This is a genomic window from Thioclava litoralis, assembly GCF_045278885.1.
In the GTDB taxonomy this organism is placed as follows: Bacteria; Pseudomonadota; Alphaproteobacteria; order Rhodobacterales; family Rhodobacteraceae; genus Thioclava; species Thioclava litoralis.
Genome location: NZ_CP135443.1, coordinates 2731172 through 2752787, shown reverse-complemented (window position 1 = coordinate 2752787; position 21616 = coordinate 2731172). Strand labels below are relative to the sequence as shown.

The window sequence follows — 21616 nt, the reverse complement described above, 5'->3', positions numbered from 1 at the left end:
TCCTCCTGGATTTGGCCCGCAATCTACACGACAGGGCCGCTATGGAAAGCCGAAACCTTCGTTTTTCGTTTTCACGCCTTCTCACGCGCGGGTCATGTCCGGTGATTGCGTGTGTTGACGCCATTTCATGGACGGTGCAAGTTGCGGCACAACGGGCACCCCATCCCCTGATTTGGTGCCGGAATGAGGAGATAACGCATGGCATGGAAAACCCTCGACGATCTGGAACTGGAGGGCAAGGTTGCCCTTGTTCGCGTCGATATCAACGTTCCGGTTGAGGACGGACGTGTGACGGATACCACGCGGATCGACAAGATCGTTCCGACCGTCAAGGATATTCTGGCCAAAGGCGGGAAGCCCGTCCTTCTGGCCCATTTCGGCCGCCCCAAAGGAAAAGTCGTGCCGGAAATGAGCCTGAAACCGCTGGTTCCGGCGCTTGAGGCCGCATTGGGCGTTCCGGTGCATTTTGCCGAGGATTGCATTGGCGGTCCGGCCAAGCGGGCTGTGGCGGCCCTGCCTGCGGGCGAGGTTTTGCTGCTGGAAAACACCCGTTTCCACGAGGGCGAGGAAAAGAACGACCGCGAGCTGGCGGCGGCGATGGGCGCGCTTGGATCGGTCTATATCAATGACGCTTTCTCGGCGGCCCACCGTGCGCATGCCTCGACCGAGGCTCTGGCCCGTGTTCTGCCCAGTGCTGCGGGGCGTCTGATGGAAGCGGAGCTGAAGGCGCTGGAGGCCGCGCTGGGGGATCCGGAGCGTCCGGTAACAGCGGTTGTCGGCGGGGCGAAAGTGTCGACCAAGCTGGATCTGCTGGGCAATCTGGTGAGCAAGGTGGACAATCTGGTCATCGGTGGCGGCATGGCCAATACCTTCCTCGTGGCGCAAGGCATTTCTGTCGGAACGTCGCTGGCCGAGCGCGATATGGCGCAGACTGCTCTGGAGATTCTCGAAAAGGCGAAATCTGCCGGTTGTACGATTGTGCTGCCCTCGGATGTGGTCGTTGCCCGCGAGTTCAAGGCCAATGCGCCGCATGAGACCGTTGCCGCCGATGCCTGCCCCGAGGATGCGATGATCCTTGATGCGGGTCCCGAGGCCGTGGCTCGGATCTCGAAGGTCTTTGCAGAATCGCGCACGCTGATCTGGAACGGCCCGCTGGGGGCTTTCGAGATTACGCCCTTTGATGCGGCCACCAATGCCGCGGCTGCCAAAGCCGCAGAGTTGACGCAGGCGGGGCAGCTGATTTCGGTGGCGGGTGGCGGGGACACCGTGGCCGCCCTGAACAAGGCCGGTGCGGCGGAGAAATTCAGCTATATCTCCACCGCAGGCGGTGCCTTCCTTGAATGGATGGAGGGCAAGGTTCTGCCGGGGGTGGAAGCTCTGGAAGACTGATCCGGTCAATAGGGACGCTGGAAACGGGGTGGCTTGCGGGCCGCCCCGTTTTCTTTTCACGGTGCCGCCTGACGGGCGAAGCGGGGGGATTTCTGGCCGCTTTCCGCGCAGCAGACCGACAAAATGAAATAATCCAAGTCGGTTAGCGCCACCAAGATTGTCTAACCCCGCGCATCGCGCTAGGTCTGGAACTGGCCCACAATTCAGTCTCCGTATCGGAGGGAGAGATATATGCCGAACGCGCAACAAACCGAACAGATTTCCAAGGGCGAGGGTTTCATCGCCGCGCTCGATCAGTCGGGCGGTTCGACGCCGAAGGCTCTGCGCCTTTACGGTATCGAGGAAAGCGAATATTCCAACGACACCGAGATGTTCGATCTGATCCACAAAATGCGGACCCGCATTATCAAATCCCCCGCGTTTTCCAGCGGTAAGGTGATCGGTGCGATCCTGTTCGAACAGACGATGGACCGCGAGATCGATGGTATTGCGACCGCGACCTACCTTAACGAGAAATGTGGCGTTGTGCCCTTCCTGAAGATCGACAAGGGTCTGGAAGCGGAAGAGAACGGTGTGCAGCTTCTCAAGCCCATTCCGGGTGTGGACGCGCTGTTGGACCGCGCCCGTGAAGCGGGTATTTTCGGCACCAAGGAACGCTCGGTCATTTCTGCGGCCAATCAGGCCGGGATCGCGGCGGTTGTCGCGCAGCAATTCGATCTGGCTGCGACCGTGATCAAACATGGTCTGATGCCGATCATCGAGCCGGAAGTCACGATTTCGATTTCCGACAAGGCCGAGGCCGAAGCCATCCTGCGCAGCGAGATCCTCAAGCATCTCGATGCTCTGCCTGCCGATCAGCAGGTGATGCTGAAACTGTCGCTGCCGACGGTTGCGAATTTCTACAAGCCGCTGGTGGATCATCCGCGCGTGCTGAAGGTCGTGGCGCTGTCGGGCGGTTATGCGCGCGATGAGGCCAATGCGATCCTGTCGAAGAATGACGGGATGATCGCCTCGTTCTCGCGTGCCCTGACCGAAGGGATGTCGGATAAGCAATCCGATGCGGAATTCGATGCCGCACTTGCCTCGGCCATCGACAGCATCCATGCCGCCTCGCTGGCGCATGAACCGGCCTGAGGTCGTCCTGTTTTGGAAATGAGAGAGGCGGGGCCGTAAGCGGCTCCGCCTTTTTCGTTTCGAGGTTTGAAAGTGAGGGGGCTGTCTGCCCCCTCTTGGGCCTGCGGCCCAATTCACCCCCGAGGATATTTGGGGCAGCTGGATGCCGGATGGAAAAAGGCGCCTTGTGGGGCGCCTTTGATTTTAGCCGATTTGTACGAGGGCGTGGCGTTTTTTACCCGCCGAGAGTTTGACCGGCGTTTCGAAGTCGGATGCGGTGAACATGCGGCCTGCTTCGGTGCAGGTCTCGTCATTCACTTTCAGGCCGCCTTCGCCAATCAGCCGCTTGCCGTCCTTGCCGGTTTTGGCAAGGCCCGAGCGTGTGACAAGCTGGGCAAGGCTGATGCCGTCGCCCAGTTCGTCCGCCGAGAGGGTCAGCGTGGGCAGATCATCGCCGGTGCCGCCCTTCTCGAAGACTTCGCGCGCGGTGGCTTCGGCGGCGGCGGCGGCTTCTGCCCCGTGCAGGAGGGTGGTCACCTCGCGGGCGAGGATGATTTTGCCCTCGTTGATTTCCGAGCCCTGAAGGGCTGCCAGACGGTCGCATTCCTCGACCGGAAGTTCGGTGTAAAGCTTGAGGAAGCGGCCCACATCGGCGTCCGTGGTGTTGCGCCAGAACTGCCAGAATTCATAGGGGCTGAGCATCTCGGCATTGAGCCACATCGCGCCGCCTTGGGATTTGCCCATCTTGCGGCCGTCGGAGGTGGTCAGGAGCGGTGTGGTGAGGCCGAAGATCTCGTGGTCGAGCACGCGGCGCGTCAGATCGATCCCGTTGATGATATTGCCCCATTGGTCCGAGCCGCCCATCTGAAGCGCGCAATCATAGCGGCGGTTCAGTTCGAGGAAGTCATAGGCCTGTAGGATCATGTAGTTGAATTCGAGGAAGGACAGCGATTGTTCACGGTCCAGACGCGATTTCACCGACTCGAACGACAGCATGCGGTTGACCGAGAAATGCCGCCCGATATCGCGCAGGAACTCGAGGTAGTTCAGGCTGTCGAGCCATTCGGCATTGTTGAGCATCAGCGCGCCATTGCCGCCCTCTTTGTAATCGAGGTAGCGGGCGAAGACTTTCTGCATGCCGTCGATATTGGCCTGGATCTGCTCCGGCCCCAGAAGCGGGCGTTCATCCGAGCGGAAGGAGGGGTCGCCCACTTTTGTCGTGCCGCCGCCCATCAGGGTGATCGGCTTATGGCCGCATTTCTGGAACCAGCGCAGCAGCATGATGTTGAGCAGGTGGCCCACATGCAGTGAGGCGGCCGTGGCGTCATAGCCGATATAGGCAGTGACCGTCCCGGAATAGAGTTTCTGGTCCAGCTCCTGCAGGTCGGTGCAGTCGGCCAGGAATCCGCGCTCGATAATGGTGCGCAGGAAGTCCGATTTGGGATGGTATGTCATCTGGCTTGTTCCTTTCTTATGGGCATGCGTATATCCTTGTGTCACGTAAAGGGGAAGCCATGTTGAAAGCAGGTCCTGTCTGGGCAGTGGGCGCGATGTCGGGCACGTCACTTGATGGCGTGGATGCGGCGTTGCTATTGACCGATGGTCTGCGGATTCTGGATTTCGGGCGCTCCGATTACCGGCCCTATAGCGAGGCCGAGCGGGGCGTTCTGCACAGCGCATTGGGGGCATGGCAGGGAGAGACTGCGGTCGAGCCTGCCGCTGAGGTCGTCGAGACGGCGCATGCCGAAATTCTCAGTGCCTTTTCCGAGGCCGAGATCGTGGGCTTTCATGGCCAGACGCTGGCGCATGAGCCGCGCGGGCGGGGGACCCATCAGGCAGGCGATGGGGCGGTGCTGGCGGAGGTGCTGGGCAAGCCTGTGGTCTGGGATTTCCGCACGGCGGATGTCCGGCTTGGCGGGCAGGGGGCACCGCTTGTGCCCTATTTCCATTTTGCCTGCGCCAAATGGGCGGGGCTGGACGCGCCTTGTGTCTTTCTCAATCTGGGCGGGGTTGGCAATGTCACATGGGTCGATCCGCGCCGCGACGCCCCCGAGGAGGAGGAAGCGGTGCTGGCCTTCGATACCGGCCCTGCCAATGCTCCCATCAATGACCTGATGCGGCTGCGCTTCAATCTCGGTCAGGATGAAGGTGGCGCGCTTGCCGCGCAGGGCAAGGTTGACGAGGCGGTTGTCGAGGCGTTTCTTGCCCATCCGTATTTTCTGAAAATACCGCCGAAATCTCTGGACCGGAACGATTTTCATGGCGTGCTGGAACTGGTTTCGGGGCTGGGCGATGCCGATGCGGCGGCCACGCTGACGGCCTGTTCTGCGGCATCGGTCGCCCGCGGGTTCGAGCATTTCAGGGAGATGCCGCAACATCTCTATCTCTGCGGCGGCGGGCGGCTGAACGAGGCGCTGGTGGCAGAGATCGCGAGGCGTGTGCCCTGTGCGGTGGCCCCTGTCGAGGATCTGGGGCTGGATGGCGATATGCTGGAGGCGCAGGCGTTTGCCTATCTGGCCGTCAGGGTGGCGCGGGGCCTGCCGACCTCGGGTCCGGCGACCACGGGTGTTGCTGCGCAAGTCGGGGGCGGGCAGATCAACTACCCCGTGTAAAGGCGCGATTTTCCGGCAACAGAATTAATCATTCATTAACACCTTCGGGATCTCGGGTTTGTGAGCCCGCGTGATCGGCATAAATTTGCCCGGCTTTTCAACGATAAAAATACGTAAAGGCCGAGTGGATGAACAAGTTTATGATTTTGTTACCCTTTCTTCTTTGGGGATGTGGGCACACACCCGAGATCGCCTCGCGCATCGCGCCGCCCAATTTCCTGCCACATCTTCCCGATCTTCCCGCTTTGCCCGATCTTCCCAGACCGGCCCTGATGGCGGGGCAGGAGGCTCCGGGCTATATCTATAACGGCCAGATGATCACCTTCTCGGAAATCGATCACGACTTCGACGAAGACGCGCCTGCGGGCGAGAATTATGCGCAGGCGCGCGGCCTATGCAGCGATCACGGTTTCGATTTTGTCGAATACTGGGGGGTCACGGATACGGGGCAGCGGTTTTTCTGCACCAACTGATCAGCCGCGCGCGATGTCGAACCCTTCGGGCGCCAGCGTGAAGCCCTCGAAGCGGAAGCCGGGGGAAACGGTGCAGCTGACAAGGCTATAGCTGCCTGTGCTGCGGGTGGCCTGCCAGTGATGGGGCGGCACAATCACCTGCGGGCGGTCGCCCGACAGAATGTCGGGGCCAAGCCGGTGGTCGGTTGCAGGCCCCGCGTCGCTGGCCGAAAGCGACAGCGTCAGCGGTGCCCCTGCATGCCAGAGCCAGATTTCGGTGGAATCGATCCTGTGCCAGTGGCTGCTCTCTCCGGCTTTCAGCAGGAAATAGATGCAGGTGCCCGCAGCACGGCCCGTGCCCTCGGCGATCCATGTCTGGCGGTAATGGCCCCCTTCGGGATGGGGGGCCAGATCCAGGGTTCTGATGATTTGATCGGCAATGCTCATGATGCGATTGGGCCGCGGGACGGGCGTGCTGTCAAGCGCGACAGGCGCATTTGCGTCAGGGCGACACCGAGGATCGTGATGGCCGTGCCGAGGATCTGCAGCGGCGCGGGGGCTCGGCCGATGCCCCAGCCGATCAGCATGGCAAAGACCGGCACGAGATTGAACAGGATCGCCGTGCGCGCCACGCCCCGTCCTGCAATCGCGATCGTCCAGAAAATATAGGCCAGCGCCGAGCCCACGATGCCCATCCAGAGCGAGGCCAGCAGCGCGTCGGGAGCGGCCCGCCACGCGGCGCGGAGCGGGTTTCCCTCTGTCAGCGACGTCAGCACCAAGGCAATCGTGCCGAACAGCATGGTCCAGCTTGAGATGGCCAATGGCGAGGCGTCCTTTACGAAGCGTTTGCACCCCACACCATAGGCCGCCCACGCCAGAGAGCCTGCCAAGATCACCAGATCTCCCGGTGTCAGCATTGCCCCTATCGTCGCGAAATGGCCACGGCCAAGCACCAGCGCCACCCCGAACAGGCTCAGCGCCATACCGCAGAAGGTTTGCACCGCAGGCCATTTGCGCGTCAGAAGGCTTTCCAGAAGCGTCGAACTGAGCGGCGTTGTGGCCATGATTAGCGCCCCCGTCAGCGGGCTGGAGCTTTGCAGCCCGATACAGAGCGCGGCATTGAACCCTGCCACCCCCAGAATGCCCAATGCGGGGAAGGCCAGAAGATTGCGGCGCAACGGGGCCAGTGCCAGCCCCTCGGTGCAGGCCAGAAGGGTCATGATGGCGATGGTCGCAATGACAAATCGCAGGCTGGCGGCGGTCAGGGGGGCAAGGCTTTCAAGCGCGATGCGGGTGGCGTCGAAATTGCTGGCCCAGAAGGCGGTGGCCAGAATGCCCAGAAGAAGCGGTCGTTGCATGGGATGTCCTTTCGATCCCCCCGCGCGGCTTTGGCGGGAGGCTGGGAAACGGGAATGGACGCGACCGGTGCGTGGGGGCAAACTAGCCAGACAAATGCTTTCCGTCTTGCGCGAAAGTCACCTGTCAGGTTTCCGAAAGCGGAAACCTCTGGTCAAACAAACTTGACCAAAAGAAAAGGCGCGGACAGTGCCGCGCCTTTGGATCTTACCGGAGAGACCGGATTATTTCAGGATCGAGCGGCCCGCGTAGATCGCGGTCTCGCCCAGCATTTCCTCGATGCGGATCAGCTGGTTGTATTTCGCCAACCGGTCCGAACGTGCCAGCGAGCCGGTTTTGATCTGGCCGCAGTTGGTGGCCACGGCGAGGTCTGCGATGGTCGCATCCTCGGTCTCGCCCGAGCGGTGCGACATGACGTTGGTGTAGCGTGCGCGGTGCGCCATATCGACGGCGGCCAGCGTCTCGGTCAGCGAGCCGATCTGGTTCACTTTCACCAGCATGGAGTTTGCCACGCCCTGTTTGATGCCATCGGCCAGACGCTTGGGGTTGGTCACGAACAGATCGTCGCCCACAAGCTGGATCTTGTCGCCCAGCTTCTCGGTCAGGATCTTCCAGCCCGCCCAGTCATCTTCCGCCATACCGTCTTCGATCGAGATGATCGGGTATTCGTTGCACAGCTTGACCAGATATTCGGCGTTTTCTTCCGAGGTCAGCGAAAGGCCTTCGCCCTTCATCTCGTATTTGCCGTTCTTGTAATATTCGGTCGAGGCGCAATCCATCGCCAGATAGATATCCTCGCCCGGCTTGTAGCCCGCTTTCTCGATGGATTTCAGGATCACATCCAGCGCTTCCTTGGTCGAGGACAGGTTCGGCGCAAAGCCACCCTCATCGCCCAAGCCGGTCGACAGACCCATCGCGGTCAGCTCTTTTTTCAGCGTGTGGAAGACTTCCGACCCCATGCGCACCGCGTCGCGGATGTTTTCGGCCGAGACCGGCATGATCATGAATTCCTGGATGTCGATCGGGTTATCGGCATGCTCGCCGCCGTTGATGATGTTCATCATCGGAACCGGCAGTACGCGGGCCGAGGTGCCGCCGACATAGCGGTAAAGCGGCTGGGTGGTATAATCGGCGGCAGCTTTCGCACAGGCCAGCGACACACCCAGGATCGCGTTCGCACCAAGGCGGCTTTTGTTCTCGGTGCCGTCAAGTTCGATCATGGCATTGTCAATCTCGACCTGCTCGGTCACATCGGCGCCAACCAGTGCTTCGGCGATCTCGCCATTGACGGCGGCAACCGCGTCAAGCACGCCTTTGCCCATGTAGCGCGACTTGTCGCCATCGCGCTTTTCAACGGCTTCATGCGCGCCGGTCGAGGCCCCCGAGGGAACAGCCGCACGACCCATGGTGCCGTCTTCCAAAATCACGTCGACCTCGACGGTCGGATTGCCGCGGCTGTCGAGGATCTCGCGCGCGTGGATGTCGATGATGGTGCTCATTATACTCTCTTCCCTTGTCATTGCACTTTGGTGCTGTATGGGCCGTGCCAAGCTATATCCTTGGGCGGCACTGGTGAAAAGGGCGTTGTTACCGCTAACGGCGCTGTTAGCGACGCAACTTGATGAAATTTCTGAAATGCTCCCGTGACGGGGCGACATGCGCGGCCCGCATGAAGCGGCCGCGCAGGGCCGGTCCGCCGGCGCGGCGTGCTTTTGCGATCAGCGTCTGCGACGCAGCCCGCCGATATCGGCCCAGATCGGCAGGTGGTCGGAGGCACGGCGGGTCAGCTGCGTGTCATGCACCGACATATGGGTGATATGGGCGCGGTTGCAGGTGACGATTCGATCCAGTTTGCCGACCGGTGCGACCGAAGGGTAGGTCGCGCCGGGCGCATGGACGGTAAACCCGCCCAGGGCCTCGAAGCCGTTGCGGCCCGACCATTCGTTGAAATCACCGATGGCCAGTGCAGGCGACGGAGAGGCGGCCAGCATTTCCTTGGCAATCCGCGTCCATTGCGCACGGCGGTCGGTGCGGCGTAGCCCCAGATGGGCGGCAAAGATCGAGAAGGGCAGATCCTCCTCGGCCTTGAGGCTCAGATGCAAGGCTCCGCGCGGCTCCAGCCCCGGCAGTTCGATCCCTGTGCAGGACAGCATCTCGACCCCGCGCTTGACCAGAAACGCCTGCCCGTGCCAGCCCAGACTGTCGGGGCCGGTGCGGGGTTGCTCGATGGTGCGGAAGTCGGTTTCGGCCTCGATCAGGCTTGCCGACAGGGCCGCAGGGCGCGCGCCGCGCCGCCTGTCGACTTCCTGCAACGCGATGACATCGGCATCGAGCGTATTGAGGACATCGATAATGCGATGCGGGTCCCGACGGCGATCAACACCGACGCATTTGTGGATATTGTACGAGGCTATTCGGAGAGTCATTGGTTATCAGCATGCCTATCTTGAGGCCCGATATAGAATGCCGGTTCTGTTTGTCACCCTGTCTGCAGAAAAAAATCTCGTTTCGTGGCGGATTGATCCGAAAATTTTTGTGATCGCGTGGGGTCGGGCGGCACTGCGGTCTTTCCGAACCGGTGGAGTTGTCCCATATTTCGCGTATGACACGCAAGACGCCCCTCGATATCGCCCGTATGCAGCCTTGGCCGGTCAAGGTCATCTGGGGGATGCTGGCCTTTGAATTCCTGCTTGCGCTGTTCGAGCGTCAGTGGCCGCTGGCGGGGGTGGCCCTGTTTACCTTCGTGCTGACTCTGGTGCCGCTTTATGTCAGCTCGCGCATCGGGATCTCGATGCCCACGGCGCTGGTCGTGGCGGTGACGGGCTTTATCTTCGCCACCATCTTCCTCGGTGAGGCATTCGATTTCTACAACCGTTTCTGGTGGTGGGATATCGCGCTGCATGGGGGTTCGGCGCTTGGCTTCGGGCTGGTGGGGTTTGTGTTCGTTTTCATGCTGTTCGAAGGGGACCGCTATGCCGCTCCCCGTTGGGCGATGGCGCTGATCGCCTTTTCCTTCGCGGTGACGATCGGGGCGCTATGGGAGATTTTTGAATTCGGCATGGACCAGATTTTCGGCACGAATATGCAGAAATCGGGCCTGATGGATACGATGGGCGATCTGATCGTCGATGTGATCGGTGGCGCATTGGGGGCTTTGGCGGGCTGGGCCTATCTTTACGGGCGCGGCCCCGGTTTTACCCGTGCCTTCTTCGAGGATTTCGTGACCCGCAACCGCCGCTTTTTCCGTAAGATCGGCAAGCGGCGGCGCGGGCGCGGGCGCTAGGATCAGGTGCCGCAGAAGGTGCGGATGACCCGTTCCGAAAGCGCGGGTGCTGCCTCGAAAGCGGCAAACTCAGGGGCCTCGCCATAGGGCTGCGCCAGAGCCTTCATAAGCGTCTCGAAGGGGGTCAGGTCGCCATCTTCTGCGGCCATAATCGCGGCTTCAACGCGGTGGTTGCGCGGAATACGGAGCGGATTGGCGGCGGCCATCACGCCCTGCGGGTCCGCCTCCTGCGCCAGACGTGTCTGCCAGCGCGGGGTCCAGGTCTCCAGCAGCGCCGGATCGCTGAGTTCCTGTGCCGCATCCTCGCCGCGTCGCAAGGCGGTAAAGCTGCGGGTGAAATCGCCCTGTCCCTGTGCCAGGGCCGTCAGGAAGTCCTGAATCAGCGGAAGATCTTCGGGCTGTGCCTCGGCGATACCGATCTTGCGACCGAAGCGGCCCAGCCATTCGGCCTGATAAAGCGGTGTGAAGGTGTTGATGGCTGCGGTCGCCTGTTCCACTGCGGCCTCCTGCGGCCCCATCAGGGGCACGAGACAGGTGGCGAATTGCGCCAGATTCCACAGCGCGACCTGCGGCTGCGCGCCATAGGCATAGCGGCCATACTGGTCGATGGAACTGAACACCATCTCGGGATGGTAGATATCGCTGAAGGCGCAGGGGCCGTAATCGATGGTCTCGCCGGAAACTGCCATATTATCGGTATTCATCACGCCGTGAATGAAGCCGAGGCTCATCCATCCGGCGATAAGGCGCGCCTGCGCCGCGACAACGGCCTGTAGCAGATCCAGCGCGTTCTCGCAGTCGGGATAGAGCTTGGCGATGACATGATCGGTCAGGATCTGGAGCGCCTCGACATCGCCACGGGCCGCGAAATACTGGAACGTGCCGACGCGGACATGGCTGCGGGCCACCCGCGCCAGCACCGCCCCCCGCCGCCGCTTCATATCGCGCAGGAGAGTGTCGCCGGTATAGGCCGCTCCCAAGGCGCGGGTGGTGGGCAGGCCAAGGGCGGCCATTGCCTCGGAAACCACATATTCGCGGAGCACGGGGCCAACCCATGCCCGACCGTCGCCACGGCGCGAGAAGGGCGTGGGGCCTGCTCCTTTGAGCTGGATGTCATAACTGCCCTGCGGTGTGGTGACCTCGCCAAGCAGCACCGCACGGCCATCGCCCAGTTGCGGCACCCAGCCGCCAAACTGGTGGCCCGCATAGGCCTGAGCAATCGGCTGGGCGCCTTCGGGCAGGTGGTTGCCCGCCAGCATGGCCACGCCCTCGGGGCTGCGCAGGAAATCGGGGGCGATGCCAAGCTGGCGGGCCAGCGCGTCATTGACGGCAATCAGCGCGGGCGCAGAGACCGGCGTGGGGGCTTGCGGCGCGAAAAACCGCTCGGGCAGATTGGCATAGCTATTGGTGAAGGGAATGGGATGGGATGCGGTCATGGGGCCTCCTGTTGACGCAGATATAGGGGCAAGGCCGCCTTTCGGGAACCCCGCGCGTTTTCGGGAACTTCTTGCGGGCCATCCCGTTGGCGTTGCGCAGGCAGCAAGAGGAGAGAGGCGATGGGGAATGCGTTCCGGACCGGCCAGTGGGTCACATGGAGCTGGGGGCAGGGCGAGGCCAGAGGCAAGATTGCCAGCCGCCATGAGACGCGGGTAGAGCGCCAGATCGATGGCAGCACGATCACCCGCAATGGCAGCGCCGAAAATCCCGCCTACGAGATCCATCAGGAGGATGGGGCGCGGGTGCTCAAGCTTGGCTCCGAACTGGAGGCGGGGTGAATGGCAGGGGCGGCATCAGCCAGTCCGCAGGAGACGTCATTGCAGGCGGCCTACGGACCGCAGATGAAGATGCGGGCTGCGCCGGAAGATCTGCCAGAGGGGCTGTGCTTTTACCCCGACAGCCGTCCCGGCATCGCGCGCAGGCGCTGTGGGCGCGGGTTCAGCTACACGCTGCCCGACGGCACCACGCTGGCCCGTGGCCCCGAACGCGCACGTATCGAGGCTCTGGGCATTCCGCCCGCCTATGAGGAGGTCTGGATCTCGCCGCGCGAGAACGGGCATTTACAGGCCACGGGGCTGGATGCCCGCACGCGCAAGCAATACCGCTATCATCCGCTCTGGTCAGAGGCGCGGGCGGCAGAGAAATTCGAGACCCTGGCCGGTTTCGGCCATGCCTTGCCGCGTATCCGGCGCGCGGTCACCCGTGATCTGGCCGAGGGGCCGGGCGAGATATCCTTCGCACTTGCCGCGGCGGTGCTGCTGATCGACCGTCTGGCGATGCGCGTGGGCAATGCGGCCTATACGCAGGCCAATGGCAGCTACGGGGCGCTGACCCTGCGCCGTCGCCAGATGCGGCTTTGCGAGGACGGGCTGCGATTGAGCTATACCGCCAAAGGCGGCAAGAAAATACGCCGCCGCCTGACCGACCGCAAGCTGTTGAAAGTACTTGATCAGGCGCGCGATTTACCGGGGGCGGAGCTGATCACCTGGATCGACGAGGACGGAGCGCCACGCGCGCTCGGCTCTGACCAGCTGAATGCCTATCTCTCTGACTTGGGTCAGGGAAATTTCACGGCCAAAACCTTCCGCACATGGTCCGGCAGTCTTGCCGCCTTTGAGGCCGCCGAGGCGGGCGGACGGACGATCAAGGCGCTTTCCGGCGCGGCGGCCGCGCGTCTGAATAACACCCCGACAGTGGCGCGCAACAGCTATATCCACCCGAAGGTGATTGCCTTGGCCGAGGCGGGGCGGTTGCCCGATCTGGAGCCCGTCAAGCTGCGCGGGCTGTCTGCGGCAGAGGCCCGTCTGCTGGCCTTGCTGGAAAGCCCTGAAACGCGAGGCTAGAGGCGGGCGATCCGGTCCCGTATCAGGGCAAAGAAGGCATCGCGCCTGACCTCGTTCATGAACATCACATTGGGGGCGCGTGACGTGACGCGCCACCAGTCGGCCACGGTCATGCCCAATGTCAGGGGCGAAAGCACCTCGACCTCGACATTGATATGGCGCCCCGCGAAAAGGCTCGGGTCGATGAGGTAGCCGATGGTGCAGGGGTCGTGCAAAGGCGCACCTTGCGATCCGTATTTCTCCTTGTCGAAACGCTCGAAGAAATCGGTCCAGGAGGCCACGGCCTCGCCCAGCAAGGTGCCAAGATCGCGCAGGCTCCGCACCCAGTCGGCCGAGGTCAGGGCTTTATGGGTCACATCCAGCGGCATCATGGTGATCGGAACGCCGGAGGCCAGCACGATCTGCGCCGCCTCGGGATCGACATAGATGTTGAACTCGGCCGTGGGGGTGATGTTGCCGACCTCGAAATAGGCCCCGCCCATCAGCACGATCTCCTGAATTTTACAGGCCAGTTCGGGGGCGCGGCGCAGCGCGGTTGCAATATTGGTCAACGGGCCCACCGGCACCAGCGTGATGCTGGCATCCGCCGCATCGCGCAGGGTCTGCACGATGAAATCCACCGCATGCATCTGCTGCACGGGCATCATGGGGGCGGGCAGGTCGATCCCGTCAAGCCCCGTTTTGCCATGCACATGTTCGGCGGTGATCAGGGGCCGCGCGAGTGGCGCGTCGCAGCCCGCAAAAATCTTCACCTCCCGTCGGCCGGCCAGTTCGCAGATCTTGCGCGCATTGGTGACGGTCAGCTCCAGCGGCACATTCCCCGCAACGCAGGTGATCCCCAGAACCTCCAGTTCCGGACTGGCCAGCGCCAAGAGGATGGCCACCGCATCGTCTTGCCCCGGATCAGTGTCGATGATGATCTTGCGTGTCATGCCCTGCACTCCTTTTGGAAGCAGAGTGCGGGGCGTCTGCGGGAATGTCCAGCGGGCAGGCGGATCTGCGGCAACGGGTCTGCGGGGCCAGACCCGTCAGAACAGGCCCGCCCGGACAGACGCGCCGCTTGGCTCAACCGTCGAAATTCACCGCTTCGATCAGCTTGAGCGCAGCGGGGCGCATTTTCGCGATCTCGACAAGATCCAGCCCGTCGGGGGTGAAGGACCCCCAGCTTTTGACCAGCTCCGAAGGGGCCACGCCCTCTTTTACCGGAAATTCGTGATTGGTTTCGGCATAGATATGCTGCGCCTCGTCCGAGACCAGAAACTCCATCAGCGCCCGCGCGTCGTCCTTGTTCGGGGCGGATCTGGTCATGGCGACGCCCGAAATGTTCATATGGGTGCCACCGCCCTCGAAGACCGGAAAGCGGATCGACACGCTCTTGGCCCATTCGGCGCTTTCGGCATTGGCCAGCATCTGGCCCATGTAATAGGTGTTGCCCAGACTGATATCGCACTGCCCCGCCCAGATGGATTTCACCTGGCTGCTGTCATTGCCCGAGGGTTTCAGGGCCAGATTGGCCTTGAGACCGGTCAGCCAGTCGCGGGTGGCTGCTTCGCCATGATGGATCATATAGGCGGCGGTCAGCGCGACGTTGTAATCCGAGGTGAAGGGACGGGTGCAGATGCGGCCTTTCCATTTCGGATCGGCGAGATCCTCATAGGTGGTGATTTCGCCCTCGGCCACGCGCTCTTTCGAGGCGTAGATGATCCGTGCGCGCGAGGTCAGGCCGAACCACTGATGATCGGGGTCGCGGAAGGCGGGCGGGATCGCCTCATCCAGCGCGGGGTCCGCGACCGGCTGCGTGACACCGCCATCCACCACCTGCGTCAGGCGGGCGATATCGACCGTCATCACCAGATCGGCGGGCGAGCGCCGCCCCTCGGCCTGCAGACGCTCGACCATGCCCTGCGCGATATAGGCCACATTGACCTTGATGCCGGTTTTCGCGGTGAACGCATCCAGAAGCGGTTGCACCAGTTCCGGCTGGCGGTGCGAATAGATATTCACATCGGCCAAAGCGGGCAGCGGCAGGACTGCCAGAACGGGCGCAAGCAAAGAAAACGGGCGCATGGGAAACCTCCTATAGACCGTCCGAGATATGCCAATTCCGTGATCACCGGTCAATGGTTGATCATTTTGATCAAGGAAACGGGCCGGTTTCGCGGGCGCAGGAAGGCGTGATATATCCATGCAACAGTTTCGCGGGAAATTGATTGCAGGAGTGGCAAGTTTGGCGATCTGCTTTAATATCTGCGCAAATTATCGACGGGCCGCGCGATGCGGGGCCAAGAACGAGGGAATCATACCGTGACCCAGATCACTGCAAAAATCGCCGCAGCTTCGGTTGCCTTGCTGCCGCTTCTGGCTCCTGTTGCACAGGCCGAAACCAGCCAGTCCGAAGGGTATAATTTCTCGACCCCGCGCGTTTCGACGCAATCCTCCGGCGCCGGAATGAAGTTCACGCTTGGCGCGGGTGTTTCGGTCAGCCCGGAATATCCGGGATCGGATGATTACACCGCAGGCCCCGATATGGTGTTCCGCATCCATGCGCTGCAATATGGCGGCCTGACCTATGGCAATCCCGATCCCTATGCCGAGAAATCGGGCCTCGGGGTCTCGGGGTCGTTCCGCTATATCGGCAAGCGCGATTCCAGCGATTATGACGAGCTTGCCGGTCTGAGCGATGTGGACGCCTCGTTGGAAATGGGGCTGGGGCTGAGCTATGACACCGATTATTACAAGGTTTACAGCGATGTGCGCTATGGCGTTATCGGTCATAACACCTGGGTCGGGGAGGTCGGTGCCGATCTCAAATTGCATCCGACCGAGCGCCTGACCCTGACCATGGGGCCGCGCGCCTTCTGGGGCACGGAACGTTATGCGCAAACCTATTACGGCGTGTCGGCGGCGGAAGCCGCAGCCTCGGCTGCCGCAGGCGGTTCGCTGACGGCCTTCGATCCCGATGGGGGATTCTTGTCCGCCGGTGTGGAATTCGGTGCCAAATACCGCTTTGACGGCGGCTGGGGTGTTGAAGGCTCGGTGCGCTATGACAAGCTGATGAACGATGCCAAAGACAGCCCGATCACCAAAGCCGGTTCGGACGAGCAGTGGAGCATGAAGTTCGATGTCACCCGCGTCTTCACGCTTGGCGCGATGTAACGGCATCGGCCTTTGAAACGGCAAAGCCGGTCCTTCGGGGCCGGCTTTTTATTTTGGTAAAGGATTTCTTTGCTTATTGTCCCGATACTGCAGCCAAGTTCATAGGACAGGGCAGCAGAATGCGTGCAATCAGATATAGCGATACCCGTGCGGAGTTTTTGACCTTTTTCGAAAAGGGGCATTTCGTCAAGGCGCTGCACTTTCTTCAGGATCTTGCCGCACTTCACGGGGACACGCCCGAGTATATCCTCGATCTGGCCGAAACCTTCTGGCAACTCGGGGAGGAAGGCAAGGCGCTGGAACTGCTGCGTATTCTGGTTGAACGGTTCCCGAAATTCTCTGCCGGCTGGTTCATTCTCGGACAGCGTCTCATGAATTATGGCGCGACGGAAGAGGGGCGCATGTGTTTTTCCCAAGCGCTGGAGATCGAGCCGCAATCGGTCGTTTTGCGCGCGACGATCGGGCAGATCGACCCCGTTAGTCCGAATAGCGCGCAGGCCCGCTATCTGAAAAAATCGCTCCAGACAGATCTGCCGGCTTCGGTCAAAAGCGAAGTCCTGCAGGCGCTTGCACGGGCCGAGGAATGTTATGGCAGTCCGGCCAAAGCGTTCGGCTACTGGAAGCAGATGAACCGGCTGATCAAGGGCGAGTTCGATGTGGACCAGCTTGCGCGCTATGTCGACCTGCTCGACGAGATTGCCGCCGATCTTCCCAGCGCCGATCCTGCCTGTCAAATGCCGAAGGTTGTCTTTATCTGCGGTATGCCGCGTTCCGGCACCACCATCACCGAGACCTTGCTGGCGCAGCATCCCGACACGTTCGCGATGGGGGAGCATCTGTGTCTGTGCGGTCCGGCCCTGCTGTCCGGGCTGCCGGATTTCTCGCATACCGATGTCGCGCGGCTGGAAAAACTGCGCAAGCTCGACCGCCCTATGGTCGAGCAGCTGCGCTGGCATTTTTTAGGCAGTCTTCCCAAACACACCCCCGCCGGTAAGGTTCTGGTGACCAAAATGCCCGCGGATGCGTTCAGCCTCTGGGTGGCGCGGGCGGTGCTGCCCGATCTGCGGATCCTGCATATGGAGCGGCACCCGATGGATGTGGGGCTGTCGAATTTCAAGCTCCACTTCACCACCCTTGCGCCCTATCACGCCCATCTCGACAAGATCGGCGGGGTCATGCGGCAGACATGGCGGATGCGCGATATCAACAAACGGATTTTCGGCGACCGGATGCGGGTGCAATCCTACCGCGCACTGGTCGAGGATCGTGAGGCCCAGATGGCCGAGATCCTGTCTTTTGCGGGTCTTTCAGCCGCATCCGACACTCCGGCCACGACCGAAGAGGTGCGTTCGGTCCGCACCGCGTCGGTGATGCAGGTGCGCGAAGGGGTCAATACCAAGGGGCTTGATAAATGGCGTATCTATGAACGCCAGCTTGCGCCGCTTCTTCAGGCACTGGGGGGGCAGGCGGCTGTGGCGGATTGGGAAGCGCAGGACCGCGTGCGGAGCTTCCGTTTGCCCTAGGGAAAAGGCCCCTTAGGGGGCCTCTGCCGTTTCCAGCTTTTCCAAAGCGTCCATCCAAAGCGCTTCGGCACGGTCCATCGCCTCGCGCAGCTCCGCATATTTGCGGTTCCATGTTTCAAGCTCTCCGGCGCGCCCGTCCTCATACAGCGCGGGATCGGCAAGTTTGGTGGACAGCTTGCCGGCCATTTCCTCCAGCTTCTGTACCCGTTCCTCGCATTTGCGGACCTCCGAACGCAGCGCCAGCACCTGTTCGCGTGGTGCGCGTTTGGGCTTGGGTTTGGGCGCTTCGGGGGCGGCGTCCTTTTTGGGCGGGGTCAGAAGCTCTTGCCGGTAGGCATCAAGATCGGCCTCATAGGGGGCCACGCGCCCATCCTTTACCAGCCAGAGCCGGTCGGCCACCATCGACAAAAGATGCATATCGTGGCTGACCAGAATCACCGCGCCGGTATAGGTGTTCAGCGCCTCGGTCAGTGCCTCGCGGCTTTCGATATCAAGGTGGTTGGTCGGTTCGTCGAGGATCAGCATATGCGGCGCGTCGATGGTTGACAGCAGCAGCGACAGCCGTGCTTTCTGCCCCCCCGACAGCCGCCCGACCTCGGTTTCGGCCTGATCCGCGCCCAGCCCGAAGCCCGCAAGCCGTGCGCGCAGCTTCGATTGCCCCTCATCGGGGCGGATGCGTTGCAGATGCAGCAGCGGCGAGGCCCCCAGATCCAGCTCGTCCACCTGATGCTGCGCGAAATAGCCGATGCGCAGCTTGGAGGATTTCACCATCGAGCCGGTCATCGGCGCAAGCTTTCCTGCCAGCAATTTCGACAATGTCGATTTGCCCTCGCCATTGCGTCCCAGCAGGGCGATCCGGTCGTCCTGATCGATGCGCAGGTTCAGCCGTTGCAGCACCGCGCGGCCGTCATAGCCCACAGAGCCCCCTTCAAGGGCAACGATAGGCGGGGAAAGCTGTTCGGGTTCGGGAAAGGTGAAAACCTGTTTGGCCGCATCTTCGGGAGCGGTGATGGTTTCCATCTTCTCCAGCATTTTCACGCGGGCCTGCGCCTGTTTGGCCTTGCTGGCCTTGGCCTTGAAGCGGTCGACGAATTTCTGCAGATGGGCGCGGCGCTCGTCCTGCTTTTTGGCCGCCGAGGCCTGCTGTTCGCGATTGGCGGCACGCTGGCGCACGAAACTGTCATAGCCGCCCGAATAGAGCGTCAGCTTCTTGCCCTCCAGATGCAGGATCGAGCCGACCGCGCGGTTGAGGAGCCCGCGGTCGTGGCTGATGATGATCACCGTATGGGGGTATTTCGCCAGATATTGCTCGAGCCAGAGCGCCCCTTCGAGGTCGAGATAGTTGGTCGGTTCGTCCAGCAGCAACAGGTCCGGCTGGGCAAAAAGCACTCCCGCCAGCGCCACACGCATCCGCCAGCCGCCCGAGAAATCGGAGCAGGGCATCAGCTGTTGCTCGGCGTCAAAGCCCAGGCCCTTCAGGATGGACGAGGCGCGTCCTTCCGCCGACCATGCATCGATATCGGCCAGTCGGGTCTGGATCTCGGCAATGCGGGCCGGATCGGTGGCAGTTTCGGCCTCGGCCAGAAGTCCCGACCGTTCGGTATCTGCCGCCAGCACCGTATCAAGCAGGCTGGTCGCGGAGGAAGGCACCTCCTGCGCCACACCGCCCACCTTGGCGCGCGAGGGCAGCGAGATATCGCCCTTTTCCAGAACGGCCTGTCCGCGGATCAGCCGGAACAGCGTGGTTTTCCCCGCACCATTGGGGCCGACAAGGCCGACTTTATGGCCGTCGGGGATGGTGGCGGAGGCATCCTCGAACAGAGGACGGCCTTCGATGGAATAGGTGATATCGGAAATTTTCAACATGCCCGAGCCATGCCGAAAGCCGGGCGGCGCGTCAACGGAAATCTCGTTGGCCTGCCGGTTGTCGGGGCGCGGCGGATGTCAGGCGGGTGCGGCCAGCAGCACGATGGCGATAAAATGCGTCACGGCGGCGGCCAGCACATGGCCATGCCAGATCGCGCGCGAAAAGGGGATGCGTTCGATCACATGGAAAACCGTGCCTGCGGTATAGATCAGCCCGCCCGTCACGATCAGGATCACGGCCGTCAGCGGCAGGGAGGTGACAATCGGGTAGCTCGCGACCAAGCCGATCCAGCCCATCGCGAGATACATCACAAATCCCAGACGGTGCCAGCGGTTGAAAAAGCCAAGCTTCATCACCAGCCCGATGCCCGCAATCACCCAAGAGGCAATCGCCAGCGCCCATCCGGTCCGGCCCTCAAGGCCCAGCAGGGCCATCGGGGTATAGGTGCCGGCGATGAGCAGATAGATCGCGGCATGGTCGAAGCGGCGCAGAACGGCGCGGGTCGGGGCGTGAAGCGTCAGGTTATAGGCTGCGGAAAATCCGAAGCTGGCCAGCAATCCGCCCGCGTAAATGGCCAGAGGCCAGATATGGGTGACAGGGCCGGTGAGTGCCGCCCAGACCAGCAGTCCGCTGATCCCCGCAATCACGGTGACCAGCCCCAACACATGCATGACCCCGTCGGCGACATGTTCGCGCAGACTATGGGGCAGTCTGTATCTGTTCATGAGAGACATCCCGAATGGCTTCGCATCTGCAGCATAGCGCATATCGGGTGACATGGGGATGACACGGAGCGTTTCACACCCTTAGCACGGATGTTCACGCGAATGTGGCCTTATCCTTCGGCAGATATCCCGAAAATCGCGATCGCCGCGCCCAGCACCGCAAGCCCCGCATAGCGCAGGCGTTGCCCGCCTTGGGCCCGCAGCGCCGCCAAGGCCGACTGGAGTGCGTAATAGGCCGCAAAGGCGCGCGAGGCATAGGAGATGATCGCGAACAGATCGACCGTCCATGTCAGCGCGATGCCAAGGGCCACCAGCATGACATAGGCAAGGCCCGGACGCAGGCGGTTATGGCTCAGCTCTGCGGCCAGCCCGCCCGCGCCGCCGGTATCGGCCACCGCCGCCGAAAACTGCGCCGCAAGTGCTGCGGCCACCAGCATGACCGGCAGGATCGGTGCGACCACCCGCATCATTTCGATAATGGCGGTTTCGGTCAGCTTCATCTCGCCGGGCGGGAAGACATAGGCCAGAAGCACGATATACACCATATAGATCCCCGCCGAGAGCCATTGCGCCAGCTTCATCGCACGGATGCGGGTCGGGGCATCATAGTTGCGCCCCATATAGCGGGCGGTCTCGAAGCCCTGCACGGTGACAATCAGACCAAAGCCCAACCGGACCGCTTCCAGCGGCCCCAGATCGGGCGGCAGCAGATAGAGCGTGCCTTTCGAGGTCTCCGACAGGAAATAGACCGCCAGCCCCAGCAGCAGTCCCGCAATGATGGCCAGTTTCAGCGAGACACTGGCATATTCCATCCGCTCGAGCCGTTTGAACCCGCCCGACAGGCCCGCCGCCGCAATCACCACAAACACCACCGTGGTCACGATTTTGGCGTTCAGGCTGGTGTCCCACGGGGTCAGCGACACGGCGAAAGCCCCGAAAAGATTGAGGTAATAGGCGACAGAGATCACATAGGCGACCCCGAGCGCCACCGAAGACAGGGTTTCAAGCCCGCGAATGCCATGCGCGGGGGCCGTCTCGTGTTCGAGGCAGGCGATATTGTGACGGATCGCGCTGCCGAAGGCCCATGCAAGAAGGCAAAGCGCGGCCATGACCGCCGGGGCCAGCCAGCCATAACGGACCTGAAGGATCGGTCCCAGAACCAGAAAGCCCGAACCGATGATCGAGGCCAGCGGCGTGATCATTGCCCGCCATCCGGGGCGCGCGCGCATCCTCGGCCAGAACATGAACAGGCCCATAGCGGCGGCGAAGGCGAGGATGGCAATATCGAGTATCATATCGC

Annotated in this window: 20 protein-coding genes; 9 read left to right on the top strand and 11 right to left on the bottom strand. The window is 62.0% G+C overall.

What is annotated here, in order from left to right; all coding sequences use genetic code 11:
* The first annotated feature begins 198 nt into the window (after window positions 1-198).
* Both RPE78_RS13520 and RPE78_RS13515 read left to right on the top strand, forming a co-directional pair.
* Window positions 199-1389 (top strand): phosphoglycerate kinase, encoded by a 1191-nt coding sequence (locus RPE78_RS13520; RefSeq protein ID WP_339107445.1) that lies wholly within the window; start codon window positions 199-201, stop codon window positions 1387-1389.
* Between the two features lie 231 nt (window positions 1390-1620).
* Window positions 1621-2523: a fructose bisphosphate aldolase gene (locus RPE78_RS13515; protein WP_339107444.1), complete on the top strand. Its 903-nt coding sequence runs from the start codon at window positions 1621-1623 to the stop codon at window positions 2521-2523.
* Window positions 2524-2706: 183 nt separating this feature from the next.
* On the opposite strand, the gene tyrS is transcribed toward RPE78_RS13515, so the two are convergent.
* Window positions 2707-3957: a tyrosine--tRNA ligase gene (gene tyrS / locus RPE78_RS13510; protein WP_406720850.1), complete on the bottom strand. Its 1251-nt coding sequence runs from the start codon at window positions 3955-3957 to the stop codon at window positions 2707-2709.
* Window positions 3958-4016: 59 nt separating this feature from the next.
* Here tyrS and RPE78_RS13505 point away from each other — a divergent pair, with 59 nt between their 5' ends.
* The gene (locus tag RPE78_RS13505) at window positions 4017-5114 is read left to right on the top strand and encodes an anhydro-N-acetylmuramic acid kinase (RefSeq protein WP_406720849.1); all 1098 of its coding nucleotides are present in this window, start codon (window positions 4017-4019) and stop codon (window positions 5112-5114) included.
* Between the two features lie 140 nt (window positions 5115-5254).
* Window positions 5255-5587: a hypothetical protein gene (locus tag RPE78_RS13500; RefSeq protein WP_406720848.1), complete on the top strand. Its 333-nt coding sequence runs from the start codon at window positions 5255-5257 to the stop codon at window positions 5585-5587.
* Here the strand turns inward: RPE78_RS13500 and RPE78_RS13495 are convergent, their stop codons facing one another.
* The 4 genes from RPE78_RS13495 to RPE78_RS13480 form a co-directional block, all read right to left on the bottom strand.
* Window positions 5588-6013, bottom strand: a complete 426-nt coding sequence (locus RPE78_RS13495) for a cupin domain-containing protein (protein ID WP_406720847.1) — start codon at window positions 6011-6013, stop codon at window positions 5588-5590. It abuts the gene before it with no gap.
* On the bottom strand, window positions 6010-6924 hold the full coding sequence (locus tag RPE78_RS13490; RefSeq protein WP_406720846.1) for a DMT family transporter: 915 nt from the start codon (window positions 6922-6924) through the stop codon (window positions 6010-6012). Before RPE78_RS13490 ends, RPE78_RS13495 begins: the two co-directional genes overlap by 4 nt.
* Window positions 6925-7146: 222 nt before the next feature.
* On the bottom strand, window positions 7147-8421 hold the full coding sequence (eno, locus tag RPE78_RS13485; RefSeq protein ID WP_406720845.1) for a phosphopyruvate hydratase: 1275 nt from the start codon (window positions 8419-8421) through the stop codon (window positions 7147-7149).
* 219 nt (window positions 8422-8640) lie between these two features.
* Window positions 8641-9348: an endonuclease/exonuclease/phosphatase family protein gene (locus RPE78_RS13480; protein ID WP_339107436.1), complete on the bottom strand. Its 708-nt coding sequence runs from the start codon at window positions 9346-9348 to the stop codon at window positions 8641-8643.
* A 176-nt stretch (window positions 9349-9524) separates the two neighbouring features.
* Between RPE78_RS13480 and RPE78_RS13475 the strand changes: the two genes are divergently transcribed.
* Window positions 9525-10205, top strand: coding sequence for a hypothetical protein (locus RPE78_RS13475; RefSeq protein WP_406720844.1), 681 nt, complete (start codon window positions 9525-9527; stop codon window positions 10203-10205).
* 2 nt (window positions 10206-10207) lie between these two features.
* Here RPE78_RS13475 and RPE78_RS13470 read toward each other — a convergent pair whose 3' ends face one another.
* Window positions 10208-11641, bottom strand: a complete 1434-nt coding sequence (locus tag RPE78_RS13470) for a protein adenylyltransferase SelO (RefSeq protein ID WP_406720843.1) — start codon at window positions 11639-11641, stop codon at window positions 10208-10210.
* Between the two features lie 120 nt (window positions 11642-11761).
* On the opposite strand from RPE78_RS13470, the gene RPE78_RS13465 reads away from it, so the two are divergent.
* Both RPE78_RS13465 and RPE78_RS13460 read left to right on the top strand, forming a co-directional pair.
* Window positions 11762-11980: a DUF2945 domain-containing protein gene (locus RPE78_RS13465; RefSeq protein ID WP_339107433.1), complete on the top strand. Its 219-nt coding sequence runs from the start codon at window positions 11762-11764 to the stop codon at window positions 11978-11980.
* 39 nt (window positions 11981-12019) lie between these two features.
* Window positions 12020-13045 (top strand): DNA topoisomerase IB, encoded by a 1026-nt coding sequence (locus tag RPE78_RS13460; protein ID WP_406720842.1) that lies wholly within the window; start codon window positions 12020-12022, stop codon window positions 13043-13045.
* On the opposite strand, the gene RPE78_RS13455 is transcribed toward RPE78_RS13460, so the two are convergent.
* Both RPE78_RS13455 and RPE78_RS13450 read right to left on the bottom strand, forming a co-directional pair.
* Window positions 13042-13977 carry a nucleoside hydrolase gene (locus tag RPE78_RS13455; RefSeq protein ID WP_406720841.1) on the bottom strand — a complete coding sequence of 312 codons (936 nt, stop codon included), beginning with the start codon at window positions 13975-13977 and terminating at the stop codon, window positions 13042-13044. The genes RPE78_RS13460 and RPE78_RS13455 overlap by 4 nt on opposite strands.
* Before the next feature lie 133 nt (window positions 13978-14110).
* Window positions 14111-15112: a Fe(3+) ABC transporter substrate-binding protein gene (locus tag RPE78_RS13450; RefSeq protein WP_406720840.1), complete on the bottom strand. Its 1002-nt coding sequence runs from the start codon at window positions 15110-15112 to the stop codon at window positions 14111-14113.
* Window positions 15113-15349: 237 nt separating this feature from the next.
* On the opposite strand from RPE78_RS13450, the gene RPE78_RS13445 reads away from it, so the two are divergent.
* Window positions 15350-16201: a MipA/OmpV family protein gene (locus RPE78_RS13445; protein WP_339107429.1), complete on the top strand. Its 852-nt coding sequence runs from the start codon at window positions 15350-15352 to the stop codon at window positions 16199-16201.
* 119 nt (window positions 16202-16320) lie between these two features.
* Window positions 16321-17724: a tetratricopeptide repeat-containing sulfotransferase family protein gene (locus RPE78_RS13440; protein ID WP_406720839.1), complete on the top strand. Its 1404-nt coding sequence runs from the start codon at window positions 16321-16323 to the stop codon at window positions 17722-17724.
* Window positions 17725-17736: 12 nt separating this feature from the next.
* Here RPE78_RS13440 and RPE78_RS13435 read toward each other — a convergent pair whose 3' ends face one another.
* From RPE78_RS13435 to RPE78_RS13425, 3 genes are all read right to left on the bottom strand, one after another.
* The gene (locus RPE78_RS13435) at window positions 17737-19590 is read right to left on the bottom strand and encodes an ABC-F family ATP-binding cassette domain-containing protein (protein WP_339107427.1); all 1854 of its coding nucleotides are present in this window, start codon (window positions 19588-19590) and stop codon (window positions 17737-17739) included.
* A 78-nt stretch (window positions 19591-19668) separates the two neighbouring features.
* On the bottom strand, window positions 19669-20316 hold the full coding sequence (locus RPE78_RS13430) for a hemolysin III family protein (RefSeq protein ID WP_406720838.1): 648 nt from the start codon (window positions 20314-20316) through the stop codon (window positions 19669-19671).
* 110 nt (window positions 20317-20426) lie between these two features.
* The gene (locus RPE78_RS13425) at window positions 20427-21611 is read right to left on the bottom strand and encodes a hypothetical protein (protein ID WP_339107425.1); all 1185 of its coding nucleotides are present in this window, start codon (window positions 21609-21611) and stop codon (window positions 20427-20429) included.
* Between the last annotated feature and the right edge of the window lie 5 nt (window positions 21612-21616).